The organism is Acinetobacter sp. WU_MDCI_Abxe161 (assembly GCF_025514355.1).
Classification (GTDB): Bacteria; Pseudomonadota; Gammaproteobacteria; order Pseudomonadales; family Moraxellaceae; genus Acinetobacter; species Acinetobacter pittii_E.
On sequence record NZ_JAHPTU010000017.1, the window covers coordinates 17,333 to 36,728 of the forward strand.

General features: G+C 38.8%; 18 protein-coding genes and 1 pseudogene. 7 read left to right on the top strand and 12 right to left on the bottom strand.

The genetic code is table 11. From position 1 onward, the window contains the following. Positions 1 to 39: 39 nt before the first annotated feature. The 7 genes from KTI78_RS15600 to lpxO form a co-directional block, all read right to left on the bottom strand. Positions 40 to 651, bottom strand: coding sequence for an alpha-ketoglutarate-dependent dioxygenase AlkB family protein (locus KTI78_RS15600; protein WP_239974960.1), 612 nt, complete (start codon positions 649 to 651; stop codon positions 40 to 42). Further along, positions 648 to 1,502 carry a methylated-DNA--[protein]-cysteine S-methyltransferase gene (locus KTI78_RS15605; protein WP_410374420.1) on the bottom strand — a complete coding sequence of 285 codons (855 nt, stop codon included), beginning with the start codon at positions 1,500 to 1,502 and terminating at the stop codon, positions 648 to 650. The genes KTI78_RS15600 and KTI78_RS15605 overlap by 4 nt, the downstream gene beginning before the upstream one ends. Positions 1,503 to 1,628: 126 nt before the next feature. Next, positions 1,629 to 2,216: a CDP-diacylglycerol--glycerol-3-phosphate 3-phosphatidyltransferase gene (gene pgsA, locus KTI78_RS15615; RefSeq protein WP_016142390.1), complete on the bottom strand. Its 588-nt coding sequence runs from the start codon at positions 2,214 to 2,216 to the stop codon at positions 1,629 to 1,631. A gap of 118 nt (positions 2,217 to 2,334) precedes the next feature. Beyond that, positions 2,335 to 3,129 carry a thioesterase family protein gene (locus KTI78_RS15620; RefSeq protein WP_224992389.1) on the bottom strand — a complete coding sequence of 265 codons (795 nt, stop codon included), beginning with the start codon at positions 3,127 to 3,129 and terminating at the stop codon, positions 2,335 to 2,337. Positions 3,130 to 3,248: 119 nt separating this feature from the next. Beyond that, positions 3,249 to 5,048 carry an excinuclease ABC subunit UvrC gene (gene uvrC / locus KTI78_RS15625; protein WP_182003163.1) on the bottom strand — a complete coding sequence of 600 codons (1,800 nt, stop codon included), beginning with the start codon at positions 5,046 to 5,048 and terminating at the stop codon, positions 3,249 to 3,251. Positions 5,049 to 5,181: 133 nt separating this feature from the next. Continuing rightward, positions 5,182 to 5,712 carry a CHAP domain-containing protein gene (locus tag KTI78_RS15630; RefSeq protein ID WP_224992415.1) on the bottom strand — a complete coding sequence of 177 codons (531 nt, stop codon included), beginning with the start codon at positions 5,710 to 5,712 and terminating at the stop codon, positions 5,182 to 5,184. Between the two features lie 167 nt (positions 5,713 to 5,879). After that, positions 5,880 to 6,794, bottom strand: coding sequence for a lipid A hydroxylase LpxO (gene lpxO / locus KTI78_RS15635; RefSeq protein ID WP_224992390.1), 915 nt, complete (start codon positions 6,792 to 6,794; stop codon positions 5,880 to 5,882). A 318-nt stretch (positions 6,795 to 7,112) separates the two neighbouring features. On the opposite strand from lpxO, the pseudogene KTI78_RS15640 reads away from it, so the two are divergent. The 3 genes and pseudogenes from KTI78_RS15640 (at position 7,113) to fadA (ending at position 10,706) form a co-directional block, all read left to right on the top strand. Further along, a pseudogene (locus KTI78_RS15640) lies at positions 7,113 to 7,217 on the top strand (hypothetical protein). Positions 7,218 to 7,367: 150 nt separating this feature from the next. Then, a complete protein-coding gene (gene fadB / locus KTI78_RS15645) occupies positions 7,368 to 9,521 on the top strand; it encodes a fatty acid oxidation complex subunit alpha FadB (RefSeq protein ID WP_016142398.1) in 2,154 nt (717 codons plus the stop codon). A 12-nt stretch (positions 9,522 to 9,533) separates the two neighbouring features. Further along, positions 9,534 to 10,706: an acetyl-CoA C-acyltransferase FadA gene (gene fadA / locus KTI78_RS15650; protein ID WP_016142399.1), complete on the top strand. Its 1,173-nt coding sequence runs from the start codon at positions 9,534 to 9,536 to the stop codon at positions 10,704 to 10,706. 43 nt (positions 10,707 to 10,749) lie between these two features. Here the strand turns inward: fadA and KTI78_RS15655 are convergent, their stop codons facing one another. Both KTI78_RS15655 and KTI78_RS15660 read right to left on the bottom strand, forming a co-directional pair. Then, the gene (locus KTI78_RS15655; protein WP_224992391.1) at positions 10,750 to 11,241 is read right to left on the bottom strand and encodes a hypothetical protein; all 492 of its coding nucleotides are present in this window, start codon (positions 11,239 to 11,241) and stop codon (positions 10,750 to 10,752) included. 244 nt (positions 11,242 to 11,485) lie between these two features. Continuing rightward, a complete protein-coding gene (locus KTI78_RS15660; RefSeq protein ID WP_224992392.1) occupies positions 11,486 to 12,133 on the bottom strand; it encodes an RBBP9/YdeN family alpha/beta hydrolase in 648 nt (215 codons plus the stop codon). A 71-nt stretch (positions 12,134 to 12,204) separates the two neighbouring features. On the opposite strand from KTI78_RS15660, the gene KTI78_RS15665 reads away from it, so the two are divergent. Next, a complete protein-coding gene (locus KTI78_RS15665; RefSeq protein ID WP_224992393.1) occupies positions 12,205 to 12,570 on the top strand; it encodes a MerR family transcriptional regulator in 366 nt (121 codons plus the stop codon). Between the two features lie 21 nt (positions 12,571 to 12,591). On the opposite strand, the gene KTI78_RS15670 is transcribed toward KTI78_RS15665, so the two are convergent. After that, on the bottom strand, positions 12,592 to 13,350 hold the full coding sequence (locus KTI78_RS15670; protein ID WP_016142403.1) for a hypothetical protein: 759 nt from the start codon (positions 13,348 to 13,350) through the stop codon (positions 12,592 to 12,594). 177 nt (positions 13,351 to 13,527) lie between these two features. On the opposite strand from KTI78_RS15670, the gene KTI78_RS15675 reads away from it, so the two are divergent. The 3 genes from KTI78_RS15675 to KTI78_RS15685 all read left to right on the top strand — a co-directional run bounded on the left by KTI78_RS15675 (position 13,528) and on the right by KTI78_RS15685 (position 16,756). Then, positions 13,528 to 14,229: a DsbA family oxidoreductase gene (locus KTI78_RS15675; RefSeq protein ID WP_224992394.1), complete on the top strand. Its 702-nt coding sequence runs from the start codon at positions 13,528 to 13,530 to the stop codon at positions 14,227 to 14,229. 360 nt (positions 14,230 to 14,589) lie between these two features. Then, positions 14,590 to 15,732 carry a hypothetical protein gene (locus KTI78_RS15680; RefSeq protein WP_262446662.1) on the top strand — a complete coding sequence of 381 codons (1,143 nt, stop codon included), beginning with the start codon at positions 14,590 to 14,592 and terminating at the stop codon, positions 15,730 to 15,732. A gap of 127 nt (positions 15,733 to 15,859) precedes the next feature. After that, positions 15,860 to 16,756 carry a selenocysteine synthase gene (locus tag KTI78_RS15685; protein ID WP_262446663.1) on the top strand — a complete coding sequence of 299 codons (897 nt, stop codon included), beginning with the start codon at positions 15,860 to 15,862 and terminating at the stop codon, positions 16,754 to 16,756. Positions 16,757 to 16,838: 82 nt separating this feature from the next. Here the strand turns inward: KTI78_RS15685 and htpG are convergent, their stop codons facing one another. Both htpG and KTI78_RS15695 read right to left on the bottom strand, forming a co-directional pair. Beyond that, positions 16,839 to 18,758 carry a molecular chaperone HtpG gene (gene htpG / locus KTI78_RS15690; protein WP_262446664.1) on the bottom strand — a complete coding sequence of 640 codons (1,920 nt, stop codon included), beginning with the start codon at positions 18,756 to 18,758 and terminating at the stop codon, positions 16,839 to 16,841. A 101-nt stretch (positions 18,759 to 18,859) separates the two neighbouring features. After that, the gene (locus KTI78_RS15695; protein WP_262446665.1) at positions 18,860 to 19,213 is read right to left on the bottom strand and encodes a lysozyme inhibitor LprI family protein; all 354 of its coding nucleotides are present in this window, start codon (positions 19,211 to 19,213) and stop codon (positions 18,860 to 18,862) included. Positions 19,214 to 19,396 lie beyond the last annotated feature (183 nt).

Sequence of the window (19,396 nt, forward strand, 5' to 3'; positions counted from 1 at the left end):
CCATCATGGGCTTTTTTCTTGCCCGCTTTTTAATGAAGGTTATAAAAACTGAAATTGCCGAAAAGTAAGGTTAATACGCGGTTGTAAAATTTTTGTTGAGCGATTTAAACGGTGTTGCCAATATTGTTGAGTCTCACCACGCATCACAATGAGTTGGCCTGGCTGTAGCCACAATTCAACTTTCTCTTTACTTTGAATATGTCTAAAAGAAAATTTTCGGGTAGCACCAAAGCTTAAAGAAGCGATTGTGGTTGTTCTTGCCAAAGACACATCTGAGTCACTATGCCAAGCCATTCCTTGGGTCCCATCTTCATAAAGATTTGCCAAACAAGAATTAAATTTTTCTGAAAGTATTTGTTCTACCTGTTGTTTTAGTTTGGTAAGTGCTTTGTCCCACGGCAAGGAATCACGTGCGACACCCGAATATTTATATTGATAGTAGTCATCTCCATACCATGCAACTTTTCGAGCTGTAATAAAGTGCTTGCCATACAACTTAGCCTCGTCATGTTTCCACGCGAGGTGTTGATAAAGATAGTGAAAATATTGTTCAGCTTCTTCAGGGCTTAAAATACATCCATAGTCCTGAACTTCACCATCGTAGGGTAATAAATTCTCACAAGGCTCTGGAGAAAATAAATCCAAGGTCATACGGTCTCTCCATGTTGCTTTGACATCTCCCAAGCTAACAATGCCAATTTACGACCTTTTTGCCAATGATATTCTCCAACCATACCTGTGGCACGGATCACGCGATGGCAAGGAATCAAATATGCAATCGGATTTTGTCCAATTGCAGTAGCAACGGCTCTAACTGCTTTAGGCTTGCCAATTTGCTCAGCAATATCTTGATAAGTCCGCAATTGTCCTTCTGGAATGGTGAGCAAGGCTTCCCATACTTGTAGCTGAAATGGGGTTCCAGCCAAATTAAGAGGAAGTTTTTGCTGTAAGTGTTCTGAAAAATCCTGTTCAAACCACTTTGCAATTTGTTGATGCCAAATCGGTGACTGATTTTTTAATTGAGCTTTCGGAAAAGACTGTTGAATGAGATGTTCAATATTCTCGTGAGTTTCGATAAATCGAATAGAACATATGCCTTTTTCACTGCTGACCACCAACAACTCACCAAATGGGCTTGTCTCAACCGAATAATTAAGAATAACGCCTTCGCCCTGCTGTTTATATTCACCGGGTGTCATCCCTTCAAGCTGAACAAACAGATCATGTAAACGACCGGTCCCAGATAAACCCGTATTTAACGCAGTTTCTAATAAACTCCGTTGTTGTAACAGATAATATTTGGCCTGCTGCAAACTCATATATTGAACGAATTTTTTCGGGCTGATCCCTACCCATTCCTGAAACTGACGTTGGATATAACCTGAACTTAAATTCATATGACTCGCCACATCGTCCAGACTGGGTTGCTGGTCCAGATGTTCATATAAATATTCAATTACAGTGGCAATTACAGCAAATTGCCGAGAAGAAAGCATTTGCATGTGTCACCTCCTTAGCACTTATATCTTACATTAAAGTAGCCAAAGTCTTGTGACGACCCGATTCTTGCACTCTTCAAAAATAAAAAAGCCTTTCATTGTAGAAAGGCTTCATCATTCAATATGCACTTAAGGTTGCTTTAAATAAGGCCAAGCTGCTTTGAGATAAATAAACATAGACCATAAAGTTAAAATGACCGCTGTATATAACAAAGCATAGGCAAGCATTTCTAAAGGTTCCCAATTGAGCAAGAACACACTAATGGCAATCATCTGAAAGGCTGTTTTATATTTACCTACAGTCGATACTGCCACACTGGTGCGTGCACCCAGTTCAGCCATCCATTCACGTAGAGCAGAAACTGTAATTTCTCGCGAAATAATCACAATTGCTGCAAAAGCCATTGAAATGGTTGGATTCCACTGTACTAAAACAATCAGTGCAGCCGCCACCATGAGCTTATCTGCAACTGGATCTAAGAAACGGCCAAATGCTGAAGTCTGGTTTAAAGTTCGTGCCAAATAGCCATCAAACCAATCGGTAATAGCAGCAAACACAAAAATAGCCGTCAAGATAATATGACGACTCATACTTCCTTCGTGCTCACCAATACCCATTGCAGGCGGCCAATACGCAATCACCAAAAATACAGGAATAAGCGCGATACGCGCCAACGTTAGGATATTTGGGATATTCAGGATTCGCCCTGTGGTCATAAACACCGCCAATTAAGTCTTCAAGCATCTTGTAACAGACAAAAATACTTTCTTCAATATTGTATCTATCTGTAACAGCCACTTTATACGAAATATATGAATCGAGGAAGTGGACTGCTTAAGTAAATACCGTAACAGTTTGCCGTAAAATTGCAATTAAATGATCATTTTGGTCCCAAAGATGGGCAGCTTCTGTGGAATAACCTTCACCCGCATATTCAGTTACCACTTTATATTTAAACCAGTCATACAATTGATGTTGGAACGGATGGACATAGGTAATGTGCCAAGTTAAAGAACTTGCAGGAGCAACTTGCTTAAACATCGGCAATACACCAGGTGGCCAAATATCCATCAAAACAATTAAATCTGGCAAAGTCATTTGACGATTTTCATGCTTCTCTGGAGAGAACCTTGACCATCCTCCAAAGTCAGCATACTGACTTCCTGTAACAGGATAGTGACCTTCTGCCCAGCATACATCAAAATGTTGATAGCATTCTGGCATTTGTCTAGCAAAAGGAATAGGTTGTAAATCTTCTGGTGGTGCATAAACTGGAACTCTAGGTTCTTGCCGCACATTAATACTCGATGCACGAGGTACACCAAAGCTCGCAACCAAAATAGTTTGTACCGCCCCATCTTGCCATAAACGGGTTTCAAGCGTAGTGACCGACTTACCTTCCCTTAAAATTTCATTAGTCAATTGAGCAGGCCCCTGCTGTACAGGTCCCACAAAAGTAATACTACAGCTTAATAATCTTTTATTTGGATCTTGAATATTGCTGCAGGCCTTTTGCATGAGTAATCCAGCGACAAGACCACCAAAAACGGTTCGCCCTTGTAACCACCCTTCAGGTATTTCAATCCATTCCTTTTGTTTTATTTCTTCAAATAATTGCCGTAATGACATTCACTTCCCTAAAGCACTCTGACTCTTGATGAAACATCTTTCATCATTTTAAAGGGAATGTGAATGGTCATTCTTCTACTTATATAGCAACTATTTGGTCACTCAGCAGAAACATAGCTTTATTCATGCAGAATTTTATAAATCGTTCTCGCCATCATCTCACCAAAACCGGGCACAAGAGTGAGCTCTTTTTCAGATGCTTTTAAAACACCTTGAATCCCACCAAAATGAGTTAATAAATCTCGACGACGCTTTGGTCCTAATCCTGGAATTGCTTCCAAAACTGAGGTACTACGGCGTTTATCACGTTTAGCACGATGTTTAGTAATCGCAAAACGATGGGCCTCATCACGCACCTGTTGAATTAAATGCAATGCCTTATGGTCTTCCGGTAACTGGATTTTGGTGCCATCAGTAAAATGCAGAGTTTCAAGTCCGGGTTTACGCCCTTCACCTTTGGATACACCGACCATAAAAGCATCTAGTCCAAGCTCTTGCATAACTTCCATTGCCATATGGAGTTGACCTTTACCACCATCAATCAACAGTAAATCAGGCAATATGGCCTTTTTATAACGGCGTGTTAAAGCTTGTCGCATAGCAGCATAGTCATCGCCTGCCGTGATGTCTTGAATCGCGAATTGGCGGTAGTCACGCTTACGCGCTCCGCCTTGGTCAAACACGACACATGAAGCAATTGGAGCTTCACCCATGGTGTGACTAATATCAAAACATTCAATACGATCGACAGGCCTTCCCACCACTTGCTCTAACTGATGGAAACGTTCATTAAGTTCTAAATGATTACTCAACTGCCCTTTAATGGCATGTTGAACGTTCATTTCAGCTAACTCTAGCCACTCGGCACGAGTTTCTCGAACATTACTCTTAATCTGAACTTTTTTCCCAAACTGCTGCGCTAATGCTTCTTCTAATTCTTTACAGTCAGGCAATGCGATGTTCACGATGAGCTCATTAGGCACTTCATCTGCAACTTGAAAGTAAAAGTTAGCCATAAAGTCACTGAGCATTTGCCCAAGATCATCACCCAGCATGTCAGGGAAATAGCTTTTCCCTCCTAGCATTCGCCCATTACGTACATACATAATTTGCACGCATGTCACGCCTGCTTGATATGCAATTGCCAGAATATCTGCTTCGCCTTTGACCTTAAATACGGCTTGTTGGGCTTGTACTTCACGCAATAAAGATAAACGATCACGGTAAAAAACAGCTTTTTCAAATTCGAGCTCAGCCGCCGCTTGTTCCATTTTGGCAATGAGCTCTTGATTAAGCTCTTTGGTATCACCTTGCAAAAAGCGAATACTATTATTAACGTCTTCTTTATAATCTTCGGGCGAAATCAGACCTACACAAGGAGCTGAACACCGCTTGATCTGGTATTGCAAACATGGGCGCTTGCGCTGTGAGAAATAGCTATTTTCACACTGACGTACATTAAAAAGTTTTTGCAAAACCAGTAATGTATCACGTGCACTATAAGCACTTGGATAAGGTCCAAAAAACTTACCAATTTGGTGCTTACCTTTACCACGGCCGCTGGCAAGCCGAGGATAAGGCTTATCGGCCGAAACAAAAATATAGACATAGGACTTATCGTCCCGCAGCATAATGTTATACGGCGGGCGATGTTGTTTAATTAAGTTTTGTTCTAGGAGTAAAGCTTCAGTTTCTGAACGAGTAACCAAAGTTTCAATATCATAAATTCGTGCAACTAAAGCTTGCGTTTTAGGATGCTCAATCTTTTTAACAAAATAACTCGACACCCGATTTTTTAGATTTTTTGCTTTGCCGACATATAACAATTCGCCCTCCTTCCCTAGCATTTTGTAAACACCTGGAAGTTGGGTCATGTTGGCTAAAATTTTTTCAATATGGGGACGAGCGTTTTGATTCACTATTGGCATGCATGGCTTAATACTGAATACCTAATGTGATGTTTTCACTTCTACTTTTCAAGTGCTTTACTGTGCCAGAATATAAATTTGGAAACGGTTTTGGATATGACCCGACGGTCTGTGTCGTACTTGCTTAAGAATCTAGACGATAGTAACTATATTTCACGTCTTTTTCTTTATAGACCGCATAGGTTTTTTGACGGAAATCCGAGAACCAGCCATTGCCTGTGTAACCTGCAATATGACCATATGTGTGGCCACTTGTTCGCTCAATAATATAAATATCGCCTTCTTGAGGACGATTAAAAGCAGGTTTAATTTTCTTATAACCGTTTTTTTCCAGCGTATGTCCCCAGTCGGAAGCAGCTACAGGATGCTTAGACACATCTGCGCCCGCTGCTTGCAAAGCAATGCGAATATTTTTGGCGCATTTCTCTTTACTATGGTTGGCAGATATACTCTCAAGCTTACTTGAGAACTTATGCAAATTAATATTTTGATCTTCAGATTTATGGCTTTTGCTTTTAGATCGCTTAGATTTTTCAGTCTTCGAAGCCGCTTTGCTTAACATCGCTTTAGTTTTTAAATCGCCTTGAGAACTATTTTCTTTTCTCACTTTGATATGGTGAACATATGCATGAGCTGCGTGATGAGCATGAGCCATTTTAAAACCTACTTCCGCTAACCAGTCTTCGAAAAAACCGCGCCATTGTAGAATCAAAATTGTCTATTGGTTTTTAATAGTTGTAACAAATTGCCATCACTGTGAAGTGAGTCACAAAAGTGTTTAATTGCTCTATGCAATAAAAAACGCCCTTTCGGGCGCTTTAATTAAAATACGTATGGTCGAACAAAAATCAGGAAGAAAATCCCAAGCATGAGGGCCCATTTTAAGAAGTAATACAACTTACGGTTTTTAGCTTTTAAAGCCTTAGCTTTAATACGAATTTGATAGACATAACCAAAAGCTTTATTTAAACCGCCTGTTTGGTCACCTGTCTCATTCGGTGAACTTGCCGCAGTCATGACTTTGCGACCAAACCAATGGTTGAAACGTTCCATCCATTTCACTTTCATTGGACGTTCAACGTCTGCAAAGAAAATAATGCGGTTTTGATCGGTCTTATTTTCAGCATAGTGAATATAAGTTTCGTCAAACACGACACTTTGGCCATCACGCCAAGAGTATCTTTCACCATCAACATCAATAAAACAACGATCGTCATTTGGTGTAATTAAACCCAAGTGATAACGCAGTGAACCTGCATAAGGGTCGCGGTGTCTTACCAAACGACTGTCAGGTGCAAGTTCAGTAAACATTGCTGCTTTAATCGTCGGCAATGTTTTCAGAAGTGCTGTGGTTTTTGGACAAAGCTCAGCAGCAGAAGGATGACTCGATTCGTACCATTTAAGGTAAAAACGCTTCCAACCTGTTTTAAAGAACGAGTTAAAACCTAAGTCATTGTAAGTACTTGAGGCTTTAATCCCACCTTGGTCATATAAAGCTTTCGCTTCATCACGAATCATTTCCCAATTTTCATCCAGCACTTTTAAATCTTTAAAATGCTGTGTGTCGATATAAGGTTGATTCGGCACCTTTGAAAAGATGTACATTAAAAAGTTAATCGGTGCGAGCAAGGTTGAATGGTCAAAAAATTGACGATAAAACGAGTGACGCACTTTGCCGCGATGTTGGATATACAATGCTGATATCACAAAAATCGCTAATATGATCCACTTAATCATATTGCTACTCTTTCAAAAGATTAGGGGTGACTTCACCTTATATTTAAGGGGAAAGAAACCGGAAGTTTATTTAATTGGCGCAAATTTTAACAAAATTGACTTATAAAAAGCGAATGTAAAAAAATTAAGTCAAATAATAGACAGTATTGTTTCAATAAAAATTTAGAACAGACTGTATTTTTCCCTAACTTCAAGGAGTTTAAAATTCATCAATATTTATACTCTAATTTACAGTCTAGCCTATTAACAATTGGCATTTTTGACAAAAAATTAACTTTTAAAACTGAATGGTTTTGATACAAAAATTTAATAACTTGAATGCCTGATAAAGAAAAAATCAAATTAAAACAACTGCCTTAAGTTAACTCCTATCTTTATGATTTCCTTTATGCATTTCATATAGATGAATTGAATAGTAAATAAGATGACCCTTGCGTCACGGCTTGATACAACTTGTCAGGTTTTTTTTAGATATAGTTATCGTAAGATTAGCGAAGCATAAATGTGTACCGAAGCTGTACACACGCTTCATAACATCAACTTAGAAGTCCTCCAAAACTAAGGAGATCAGGCATGATCCACGCTGGCAATGCCATTACCGTCCAAATGCTTTCGGACGGAATTGCAGAATTCCGCTTTGACTTACAAGGTGAGTCGGTCAATAAATTTAACCGTGCAACAATTGAAGATTTCCAAGCTGCTATTGCTGCGGTAAAAGCAAATAATGATATTAAAGGCTTAGTTGTTACCTCGGGCAAATCAACATTTATTGTTGGGGCAGACATTACCGAATTTGGTGAAAACTTCGCACAAGGCGAAAAAGCGATTGTTGACTGGCTTATGCCTGTTCACGAAATCTTCAATAGCTTTGAAGATTTAGAAATTCCAAAAGTTGCTGCTATTAACGGTATGGCGTTAGGCGGCGGTTTTGAAATGTGTTTAGTTTGTGACTATCGTGTGATGTCAGAAGCTGCACAAGTGGGCTTACCGGAAATTAAACTTGGTATCTACCCTGGTTTCGGCGGTAGCGTACGTTTAAGCCGTTTGATCGGTATCGACAACGCGGTTGAATGGATGGCGATGGCTGCTCCTAAAAAACCGGCTGCTGCGCTAAAAGATGGTGCTGTAGATGCGGTTGTAGCTGCTGATAAACTACTTGAAGCTGCGACTGACTTGGTTAAGCAAGCAATTTCTGGTCGTTTAAACTGGAAAGCAAAACGTCAAGAAAAACTTGAAGCGGTAAAATTGAATCCGCTTGAACAAATGATGGCGTTCAATACTGCAAAAGGTGCAGTACTTGCTAAAGCAAATCCTGCTCAATACCCTGCTCCAAAATTACTACTTGATTCATTACAAGCAGGTGCAAGCCTTGCGCGTGATGAAGCGTTAAAAGCTGAAGCTGAAGGCTTTGCAAAAGCTGCTATTACTCCACAAGCTGGTGCATTGATCGGTTTATTCCTCAATGACCAAGTGGTTAAGAAAACTGCTAAAAAACATGAAAAAGGTGCTCACCCTGTAAACCAAGCAGCTGTACTTGGCGCTGGTATCATGGGTGGCGGTATTGCTTACCAAGCAGCAAGCAAAGGCACACCAATTATCATGAAAGATATTGGTAACCCACAACTTGCTCTAGGTATGAAAGAAGCAAACAGCTTGTTAACTAAGCAAGTTGAACGCAAGAAAATGAAACCTGCGCAAATGGGTGAAACGCTTGCACGTATCCGTCCTACTTTAAGCTACGATGAGTTTAAAGAAGTTGATATCGTGATCGAAGCTGTTACAGAAAATCCAAAAGTTAAAGAAATGGTACTTGCGGATACTGAGAAGAATGTTCGTGAAAATACAATCATTGCTTCTAATACTTCTACGATTTCAATCACGCGTTTAGCAAAAGCATTACAACGTCCTGAAAACTTCGTTGGTATGCACTTCTTCAACCCAGTTCACATGATGCCGCTTGTAGAAGTCATTCGTGGTGAAAAGACTTCTGAAGAAGCGATTGCAACTACAGTTGTTCTTGCTCAAAAAATGGGTAAAACACCGATCGTTGTAAACGACTGCCCAGGATTCTTGGTTAACCGTGTATTGTTCCCTTACTTTGGTGCGTTCGACCTTCTTGTAAAAGACGGCGCAGACTTCCAACAAGTTGACAATGTAATGTCTAAGTTTGGCTGGCCAATGGGTCCTGCTTACCTCATCGACGTTGTAGGTATCGACACGGGTGTACATGGTGCAGAAGTCATGGCTGAAGGTTTCCCAGACCGTATGAAGCCAGACTACAAAGGTTCAATCCAAGCAATGTACGAAGCTAAACGTCTTGGTCAAAAGAATGACGTTGGTTTCTACAAATACGAACTCGATAAGAAAGGCAAGAAAGCAAAAACTGTTGATCCAACAGCATATGAAATCATTGCTCCTTTCGTTACTGGTGAAAAACGCGAGTTTGATAACCAAGAAATCATTGACCGCATGATGCTTGCTTTCTGTAACGAAACAGTTCGTTGCTTAGAAGACAACATCGTTGCTACTGCTGCTGAAGCAGACATGGCAATGATTATGGGTGTAGGTTTCCCTCCATTCCGTGGTGGTCCATGTCGTTATATCGACCAGACTGGTGTTGCTGAATACGTTGCACTTTGCGACAAATATGCACACTTAGGTAAGGCTTATGAAGCGCCACAAATGTTGCGTGACATGGCTGCTAACAACAAAAAATTCTACGGTTAAGGAGCAACGTGAATGGCTACTTTAAATCCACGTGACGTTGTCATCGTTGATGGCGTACGTTCTGCAATGGGTAAAACCAAAAACGGTATGTTCCGTAATGTACGTGCTGACAGCTTATCTGCTGAATTGGTTCGTGCACTCGTTGCTCGTAACCAGTTTGATGTAAACGAAGTTGAAGACCTGATCTGGGGCTGTGTAAACCAGACTTTAGAACAAGGTATGAACATTGGCCGTAACATCGGCTTATTGGCTGACTTACCAAAAACTGTTGCTGGTCAAACGGTAAACCGTCTTTGCGGTTCTTCTATGCAAGCGCTTCATACTGCTGCTGCACAGATCGCAACAAACCAAGGTGATATCTTCATTATTGGTGGTGTAGAGCACATGGGTCACGTAGGTATGATGCACGGCATCGACTTAAACCCAGAAGCATCTAAACACTATGCAAAAGCATCTAACATGATGGGCTTAACTGCTGAAATGTTAGGTCGCATGAATGGCATTAGCCGTGAAGAGCAAGATGCTTTTGGTGTTGAATCTCACCGCCGTGCTTGGGCTGCAACTCAAGAAGGTCGTTTCAAAAACGAAATCGTTGGTGTTGAAGGCCACGATGCAAATGGCTTTAAAATCCTTTGCGACATCGACGAAGTAATTCGTCCAGATGCAAACCTTGAAGCATTCAAAGCATTACGTCCTGTGTTCGATCCGAAAGGTGGTACTGTAACTGCTGCTACATCTTCAGCTTTATCTGACGGTGCTTCTGCTATGTTACTTATGTCTGCTGAACGCGCACAAGCATTAGGTTTAAAACCACGTGCCGTGATCCGCTCTATGGCGGTTGCAGGTTGTGATGCTGCAATCATGGGTTACGGTCCAGTTCCAGCAACTCAAAAAGCGCTTAAGCGTGCTGGCTTATCAATTGCCGATATCCAGACTGTTGAGTTAAATGAAGCATTTGCTGCACAAGGTTTGTCTGTCCTTAAAGGCCTAGGTCTTTATGACAAACAAGACATCGTGAACTTAAATGGTGGTGCGATTGCTTTGGGTCACCCACTAGGCTGTTCTGGTGCACGTATCACCACTACGTTGTTAAACGTAATGGAACAACAAGATACTCAAATTGGTCTTGCAACTATGTGTATCGGCCTTGGTCAAGGTATTGCAACAGTAATCGAACGTGTTTAATTAACACCAAGATAAAAAATCCCCGCTCAATGCGGGGATTTTTTTAATGGCCTTGAAGACCATCTTTAATTTTTTGCTGTAAATCTCTAATATCTTGAATATTCACTTTCATCGTACCCTCACGATAAGCGTCGACATTACTTCGATTAATATTCAAATCTTTTAGCATTTCAAAGATACCATTGGTTGGATCAGAAGACTGTATTCCACCCGCTACCGCTAAAATGTATTGTTGTAAGAACGGGGAAAGTTGAGATAAATCAGGTTGTGCCATAACTGGCTGATAATCTACTGTCGTCATGCCTTCAGGGACTAAAGCATTCTGTATATCGTAATGCGTTTTATACTCATGATGTTGTAGCGCCTGACGCACTTTTTTATCTTCTTGGAAAGGTACAAAGCCCACCTCTTCACGTAGCTCAGATTCAGCCATAACGCGAATTGTAGGTAAGGTAGCCACCTCTTCTGCTTGAACAGTCGGTAAACCCATAAAAGCAAATGCAGCAATGAAGGCTGATTGTTTTAGAAAGTTCATAACTTGCTCCAAAAATCAGTCATCCTATTCCAATTAAAAGATGATGATTAAATTAAAAGTATCTATAAATAGGCTACAACAAAGTCGAATTTGATTCAGTAATGCTCAGATAAACGGTAAATATAATTAAATTTTTTAATGTAATAGTAGGGTTCTTCTATTTATTAAAACTGCATTCTAATAAAACACTCTATAACTTGAACAAAAGTGTTCAGATTATAGAGTGCGATTTATCTTATAAATTTTATTTGCTCTCTAACATCTCTTTTAAAGAATCAACTAATTGCGGAAATTTCGTATAACCTTCTCTACCTAAAAAGTGTCCGCCATTAGGAACGGTAATATACGGCGCATCAATTTCTTTCGCCAATTCAATCGTCAGTTTTGGCGGAACTAAATCATCATTATCGGATAAATACACCAGCTTTTTCTTTATGCTCTTAAAGTCATTTGTATCGACTTTACTCTTCGTTATATAACTATTAAGTACAGAAGAATCTGAAATGAAACCAGAGAATCCGGATACTAAAATCATTCCTCCAATATTTTGATACTCATGTCTTTGCAAAAAGTGCAGTAACGTAATTACCCCTAAACTGTGCGCAACAAAATAGGTATTTTCATCCACGCTCGGGATCTGTTGATCTAAAACTTTCTGCCATGCCTCTACATCAGGGTTCTCGGAATCTGGAAATGGAATTAGAGTGACAGTCGTACGTTCATCTTCTATTTGATGTTTTAAATCTAGAAACCAATGATCATCGATAGAAGCAGAGTAACCGTGAAGCACAAATATTTGACGCATGTTCTTCTCCTGAAGTTCAAGTGTTTTGGCATTTGCAACAAATGCTATTAGTCCGAATAACACCAATAAAATGAGTTTTCTCATCATGGAACAAGTACCATTTTGAAAGATAAAAACATGCTAAACTATGACACCACTGTTAAGGTCAACCCCATTTTATGAACTTAGCTAAAGTTTCAGAGCTCACAAAAGTAAGCCCTCGAATGCTGCGTTATTACGAGAGTTTAGGGCTTACAAAGCCTTATCGAGCGAGCAATAACTATCGAAGTTATACGCAAAAAGATATTGAAAATATTAAGAAAATTAAAATATTAAATGATGCAGGCATGCACTTAAAAGATATTCAGGTTTTGCTACCTTGTTTTGATTTAGATGAACATGTATTTACACTGTGCTCAGTGGTTCAAGAAAAACTGCAAACTGAGCTCATGCACGTGTCTGAGCAGTTAAACAAACTGCAAACTTCTCAAAGTTTATTACAATCTTTTTTAACCAAAGGAAAAGCTGAGAGCACCAAACTATAATTCTTGATGCTCATACTCTGCTTATTCTTTTAAATCTCCTTCGAGTGAAGCTACATTCCTTTTCTTAATTTTTTCAATTTTTGCATTCAGCTTCAGAACGTCTTGATAAAGCCCATTAAACTTTTTGACCTGAGCATTTTCATGAAAAAGAATCATCTGATCTTTCTTTTGCCATTCATAATTTTTTAGAAGCTTAAACATTTGTTCTGCTTTATCCAAAATTTGTAGTTCAATCATAAAAATTGCATGGTCTTGATCTGCTTTTTGCTGAGTTCCCAATTTCATTTCGAGCAGTTGCCTCATCTCTGCATCAACAGATAATTCTTGAACCTTTGCTAAGAAAGTTTTATGAATTTTTTCATATTCAGTTTGATACTGATTCGAAGCTGTACGAACATCAGCTAGCATCTTTTCGGTTTCTACAAATTTTTGCTTTTTATCAAGATCTAACCGGTCCACATTTAAAAAAGTGTCCCATTTGGCTGCTTTGAGTTCTCTTAAATATGCATTTCGTGCGTTAATATTTTGAATCCAATAACTTAATAGAAATTCTGAAATTTGCTTATAGTGTCCTGCCAAACGTTTATCATGAATATCGAGCTGGACAGGTTTAGACCAATCTTGCGCTTGTTCATAAAGCTGATTCATTTTTTCAGTCATGACGACATCAAACATTTGACTACTGTCTTTGGCCTGCTGCTGCTTGATATGTTGATAGGTGAAAAAAATAATACTTGTGATAACAATCAGACTTGCAATCGCAATCAAAACTCGGCGCATACACACCTCCTATTTCCATTCTTATAGTTTTGCTCTTTATAGTTATAAAATAGAGCTTATTCTTCTTTATATGCCATTTATTTCACAATACGCAACACTGTATTCGCTACTCAAAGCTTTAAATCCTGTTCCATCATCCCTATTATGATGGGTAATTAAAATTTATGAGATTCTCCCATGCGTGTTGATGTCTGGTCTGATGTAGTTTGCCCTTTCTGTTATATCGGCAAAAAACGTCTTGAACATGTAGCTGCTGAAGCCGGTATTGATCTTGAAATCCACTGGCATAGTTTCGAATTAGATCCTGATGCGCCAGCAAAACATGACACTTCGAATACTGAGCGCTTAGCTAAAAAATATGGCCGTACTTATGAAGAGATGGAAGAAATGGAGCGCAATATTGCGGCCATGGCTGCCTCTGAAGGTATTGATTTCCAATGGCAAAAGGCGAACTCAGGCAATAGTTTCAATGCACACCGCATTATTCACCTTGCTCAAAGTAAAGGTTTAGGTAATGAAGCTAAAGAAGCGTTTTTTCATGCTTATATGACTGAAGGCCTCGCAATTGGCGAGCGTGAAGTTGTAGAAGAAATTGCATCACGTATTGGCCTTGATAATGCCGAAGTTGAGTATGTATTAGATACTAATGAACTAGCTGACTTTGTCCGCCATGATGAAAAAATTGCACGTGAACAACTCAATGTAACTGGTGTACCTTTTTTTGTATTTGATCAAAGAATTGCTCTTGCTGGCGCTCAACCTCGTGAAGTCTTTTTACAAGTCTTAGAAAAAGCGCAAATCAAGGCAAATACTGAAGAAGTTGAGCAAGATGATGCAGCTGTTTGTACTGATGAATCATGTGATATTCCACAGAAATAAATGAACACATTTAAAAATGTGATCAAATCGTATGTTTTATCATCATTTTAGCAATAGAGCGTTCTAAAAAAAGAACTACCCAATTGCCAAAAATCAGTTTATTATTGCCGCTTAGAATATTCGCGCTGTAATGTTCTGTTTTTTATGTGTTTAATGATCGGAATTTGAAGTTTCCTTGATCTATCATCCTCCAGTAATGGGGGATTTTTTTTGGCTAAAAATAATGGCTAATAGCTTAAACTTTTTCCTTTATTTCAAATATGTAAAAAAAGTTAAATTTACTTAACTTTTGTGTCGCCCTCTTGATTTTATTAGAAAAATCAACAAAAGTGGAAACAACAACAAAACATAAAGATAGATATGAAAACATTTCATGTAATGCCGTACCGGCAGCTTTTTGCACTTTTAACAATTGGATTTGGTTCAGTATGCATCACTCATGCAGAGACCACCTCTTCTTCTGTAAACCAACAAGTAGGGAATACCTCAGCTGGAGTACAAACCGAAGCCTCTACAGATGAAAATGTATTAGATAAAATACCGCGTTGGGTGGACGCAACTCCAACCATTTTTCCAGAGCAGTCTAATCAACCTATTGTTCCACCTACCGAACAAACAGAAGATCAAACTTGGGTTGACCGTAAACAAAAGAAAATTCGTAATTGGGCCGATCGTACTTCTGAAAAAATTGATGATTGGTTTGGCGACGTCGATCCACAAAAACCAGCAACAGCAACCATTCGGGTAATGGTCGACAACTATTGGAATGAATACGACAACTTTGAAATTAAGCCCAGAATTCGCGGTAAGATTAAGCTCCCTACACTAGAAAAACGTCTAAGTGTGGTATTTGGTGATGACTCTTTAGATGATGAATTTAATAACAGTCCAGCCAATATTAATCAGAACCCGAATCAAGATCCAAATAAAAAGTTAGATGGTAAACGAACTCGAGATGACAACAGCTCGATTGCTTTACGTTGGTCAAATTTCTCTAAAAAACTGCCTTTTGAAATCGATGCAGACTTAGGTATTCGTTCTGGGGACGATATTTATGTTCGTTTAAAAGCATCAAGAGATTGGCAACTCCGTAATGATTTTAAGTTCTATGCTGAGCAAATTTATCGTTATGGAATAGACAGCGAAAACTATTTACGTACCAATCTCGAACTTACACATGCCAGACCAAATCAACCGTTTTTATCGAATCAGTTCAGCTTAACTTATGCTGATGATCAAGACGATGATTTAGCTTGGGAAAACAGAACTTTCCGTGAGCACAGTTTCTTTGCAAATAACCGTTTTAATTATGGTATTTATACAAGCGGTTATTACAACGACAATGACTTGCGTTTAAACAGTTGGGGGCCGTTTGTTTCATGGCGTCAACCCGTTTTACGTGAATGGTTCTTTGTACAAGGCGATGTAAATTACTTTAATGACCACCGCGAAGATCGCAATCATTTTGTCAGTACCTTCTTACGCTTAGAAGCACTTTTTTAAGCTAGCCAACGTCACCTTGGAACCTCATCCAAGGTGATGAATAATAAAATACTTTTAAATAAAATTTTAAGCTTAGCCTTCTAAAGTACTGTTCTAATTTTTTATTTTTGATTCCTTCTCCTTAAAAATGAATCAATTTTCTTCTTTTTCATTTCAAAATAGATCGGCTATCTTCATTTGTATTTATAGTTTGGGTGTGTTGGCTTTACTTCCCTATTCTCAATTTTTTTATCACTCTCTAAAACATAAAAGGTCACGGCGTTATCCCTACTCTTTTACAAGTTTCGCTCAAGTAAAAAAACAATCACTTTCACTCTCTCCTTGTGAAGTAGAGCCAAACAATAGCTTATCTGATGCTAATTTAATTCAAGAGCTTATGGCTGTATTCGGAAATGATACGTTATGGAAACGTGCGACTCAGCCTGAACAAACTTATAAAGCTTTGGGTAAAAGAAAAAAGAAGAACTCATCAACCCAGGTTTCGGTCAAAAATCCACTGAGTGCTAGCTGGGCCACCATTTCAACTTGGATACCTTTTGAAAATGACCTTGATTTAGGCTCAAATTCAGATAGTGATATCTACGTACAATTTTTAGCAAAGAAGAAATGGAATTTGAGACATAACATTAGCATTGATACAGAACAGATCTTTCGTTACGGCTCTACTAGCCGAAATTACTCGGAAACTACCCTAAACTTAACGCAGAAAATGCAAGACAATACCCTTTTCGCTAACAAATTTAATGTGAATAAGAGTGAAAATGAAGATTACAACTGGGGTAACTGGACTTTCCAGCAATTTGAGTTTGTAAAAAATAATAGTCTGACTTACGGTGTGTATAGCGGTGGCATCTACACCAAAAATGATATCCGACTCAATAGTTGGGGTCCCTACATTTCATGGCGACAACCAATATGGAGAGATTGGATTTTTATGCAAAATGATCTTAATTTTTTTAACCATCTTGATGATGACTCTAAGCATCAGCTTAGTGTCCAAATGAATCTAGAAGCTAATTTTTAGCCAAATATTATCAGGTTGTGGATAACTCTTTCTTTATCCACAAAAAAGCCCCTGAACATTCAGAGGCTTTTTTTAAGCTAAATTACTTCAGCAATAAGCTATTAATACGTTTTACATAAGCAGCAGGGTCTTCTGGTAAACCACCTTCAGCAATGACAGCCTGATCGAAAATCACGTTTGCCAAATCATCAAACTGCTCTGACCCATCAAGTTTCTTCACTAAAGGATGCTCAGGGTTAATTTCTAAAATCGGTTTAATTTCCGGCACCGCTTGCCCTGCTTGTTTCAGCATACGAATGAGTTGAGGAGATAACTCACCTTCGCTCGTTACTAAACACGCAGGAGAATCAACTAGACGCGTCGTTACACGTACTTCTTTAGTTTTAGCCTTCAATGAGTCACTTAATTTCTCAACAACAGGCTTAAACTGTTCAGCTGCTTCCTCAAGTGCTTTTTTCTCTTCAGCATCTTGCAAGTCGCCTAAATCAACAGCGCCTTTAGATACATTCTTTAATGGCGTACCGTCAAATTCATGAACAAAATTCATTGCCCACTCGTCAACACGCTCTGCCATTAATAATACTTCAATACCTTTTTTCTTGAACAACTCAAGCTGTGGTGAGTTTTTCGCTGCCGCTAAGCTATCAGCAGTCACATAATAGATGGCTTTTTGGCCCTCTTTCATGCGTGCCTTATAATCGGCAAAAGAAGTCGTCACTTCATCATTTGTCGATGTCGCATAACGTAATAATTTTAAAATACGTTCGCGGTTACCAAAGTCTTCACCCAAGCCTTCTTTAATTACTGAGCCAAACTCACTGTAGAATGTCTTGAATTTTTCTTGGTCTTTTTCATCTTCTGATTTAGCTAAACCATCAAGCAAAGTTAATACACGGCGCGCATTACCTTCACGAATTGTTTTGACATCACGGCTTTCTTGCAACAACTCACGGCTAACATTAAGCGGTAAATCCGCACTATCCACAACACCTTGAACAAAGCGTAAATAGTTTGGAATTAAATTATCCGCATCATCCATAATAAAGACACGTTTTACATATAGCTTAATTCCCGCTTTTGCTTCTCGTGTAAAAATGTCATGTGGTGCTTTACTTGGAATATAAAGTAATTGCGTATATTCAGTACTACCTTCAACACGGTTATGTGCCCAAGCCAGTGGTGCTTCAAAGTCATGCGTTAAGTTTTTATAGAACTCAACATATTGCTCTTCCGTGACTTCACTCTTGTTACGTGTCCATAATGCACTTGCTGAGTTAATTGCTTCCCACTCGTCAGTTTTGACCATTTGGCCGCCTTTAGGCTCTTCCCCTTCAGCAACCTCTTCTTCCTGCCAAACTTCTTTTTGCATTTCAATTGGCAAGCTAATGTGGTCAGAGTATTTATTAACGATCTGCTTAACTTTATAAGACTCTAGATAATCAAGCGCGTCATCACGTAAGTGAAGAATAATGTCGGTACCACGTGAAGCCTTATCAATTTGCTGAACTTTAAACTCACCTGTACCGCCACTAATCCAGCGCACCCCTTCAGATGCATCTAGACCCGCACGGCGTGATTCAACCGTAATTTTATCGGCAACAATAAAACCTGAATAAAAACCAACACCAAATTGACCGATCAATTGAGCATCTGCTTTTTGATCGCCCGTCAATTTTGACATGAAATCTTTAGTACCTGACTTCGCAATCGTACCTAAGTTATCAATTGCTTCTTGTTGACTTAAACCAATACCGTTATCAGAAATTGTTAAGGTTTTATCTTCTTTATTTAAGCTGATTCGTACATGCAAGTCCGGATCATTTTCATAATATTCAGGATGATTAATTCCTTCAAAACGCAACTTATCACATGCATCTGATGCATTAGAGATAAGCTCACGTAAGAAAATCTCAGGGTTAGAATAGAGAGAATGCGTCACTAAATGTAAAAGCTGTGCAACTTCTGCTTGGAAACTATAATTTTGTGATGCTTGTTCACTCATAAATCACTCCTTAAATTTTGAAGCTGTTTGTTCTCGAATGCTTTATGAATGGAGTACTTCTAGAATTTTTCAATCCTGAATATTAAAAATTTTTACTCTAATTAAAATGGACCGTGGCTTAACACTCTATCTTGCAATATCGTGTCTAACTGTTTTTGGCGTTGTTGATAAGCATTGCTAATACAACTTACGTTAGCCGCACAAGCATTTCGCTTTTTCAACCATTGGTATTGAGCATCTTTCTGACTATCACGACCACCCATAGGTAAAGCGTGCAGGACAATTTGATACGTTGTTGCCATTTTTACATCAGCATCATTTAAAGAAAGATTTTTACAAATACTTTTTTCCGTTTTCGTTTTTGCAGCATTACACGAAAAACTCGCAGCTTGTGAACTTTGTGTAAAAGCAATACCGCTCAGAAATGCGAAACAAATCGCTAATTTGTTATTCATGTTTTTCTTCCCATGTTTGTAATGAATAGAAATTAGTTTAGAAAAAAACTTGCTTTAAATATGTATAAAACTGTCTGTTTTATGCTTTTTTTAGTGCAAATAAAGTGTATAAAAAAAACCTCACATAAAATATATGTGAGGTGCCTGAGTCTAGGTTTATTATTATATTTTTCTATTTATTAT

Excerpts from the sequence above, each read along its gene's own strand:
- KTI78_RS15695 (WP_262446665.1), bottom strand. The coding sequence starts at position 19,213 with ATGAATAACAAATTAGCGATTTGTTTCGCATTTCTGAGCGGTATTGCT.
- KTI78_RS15685 (WP_262446663.1), top strand. The coding sequence starts at position 15,860 with ATGAATCAATTTTCTTCTTTTTCATTTCAAAATAGATCGGCTATCTTC.
- KTI78_RS15605 (WP_410374420.1), bottom strand. The coding sequence starts at position 1,502 with ATGCAAATGCTTTCTTCTCGGCAATTTGCTGTAATTGCCACTGTAATT.
- KTI78_RS15620 (WP_224992389.1), bottom strand. The coding sequence starts at position 3,129 with ATGTCATTACGGCAATTATTTGAAGAAATAAAACAAAAGGAATGGATT.
- pgsA (WP_016142390.1), bottom strand. The coding sequence starts at position 2,216 with ATGACCACAGGGCGAATCCTGAATATCCCAAATATCCTAACGTTGGCG.
- KTI78_RS15600 (WP_239974960.1), bottom strand. The coding sequence starts at position 651 with ATGACCTTGGATTTATTTTCTCCAGAGCCTTGTGAGAATTTATTACCC.
- KTI78_RS15660 (WP_224992392.1), bottom strand. The coding sequence starts at position 12,133 with ATGATGAGAAAACTCATTTTATTGGTGTTATTCGGACTAATAGCATTT.
- htpG (WP_262446664.1), bottom strand. The coding sequence starts at position 18,758 with ATGAGTGAACAAGCATCACAAAATTATAGTTTCCAAGCAGAAGTTGCA.
- KTI78_RS15680 (WP_262446662.1), top strand. The coding sequence starts at position 14,590 with ATGAAAACATTTCATGTAATGCCGTACCGGCAGCTTTTTGCACTTTTA.
- KTI78_RS15655 (WP_224992391.1), bottom strand. The coding sequence starts at position 11,241 with ATGAACTTTCTAAAACAATCAGCCTTCATTGCTGCATTTGCTTTTATG.
- KTI78_RS15675 (WP_224992394.1), top strand. The coding sequence starts at position 13,528 with ATGCGTGTTGATGTCTGGTCTGATGTAGTTTGCCCTTTCTGTTATATC.
- KTI78_RS15670 (WP_016142403.1), bottom strand. The coding sequence starts at position 13,350 with ATGCGCCGAGTTTTGATTGCGATTGCAAGTCTGATTGTTATCACAAGT.
- fadB (WP_016142398.1), top strand. The coding sequence starts at position 7,368 with ATGATCCACGCTGGCAATGCCATTACCGTCCAAATGCTTTCGGACGGA.
- fadA (WP_016142399.1), top strand. The coding sequence starts at position 9,534 with ATGGCTACTTTAAATCCACGTGACGTTGTCATCGTTGATGGCGTACGT.
- lpxO (WP_224992390.1), bottom strand. The coding sequence starts at position 6,794 with ATGATTAAGTGGATCATATTAGCGATTTTTGTGATATCAGCATTGTAT.
- KTI78_RS15665 (WP_224992393.1), top strand. The coding sequence starts at position 12,205 with ATGAACTTAGCTAAAGTTTCAGAGCTCACAAAAGTAAGCCCTCGAATG.
- KTI78_RS15630 (WP_224992415.1), bottom strand. The coding sequence starts at position 5,712 with ATGGCTCATGCTCATCACGCAGCTCATGCATATGTTCACCATATCAAA.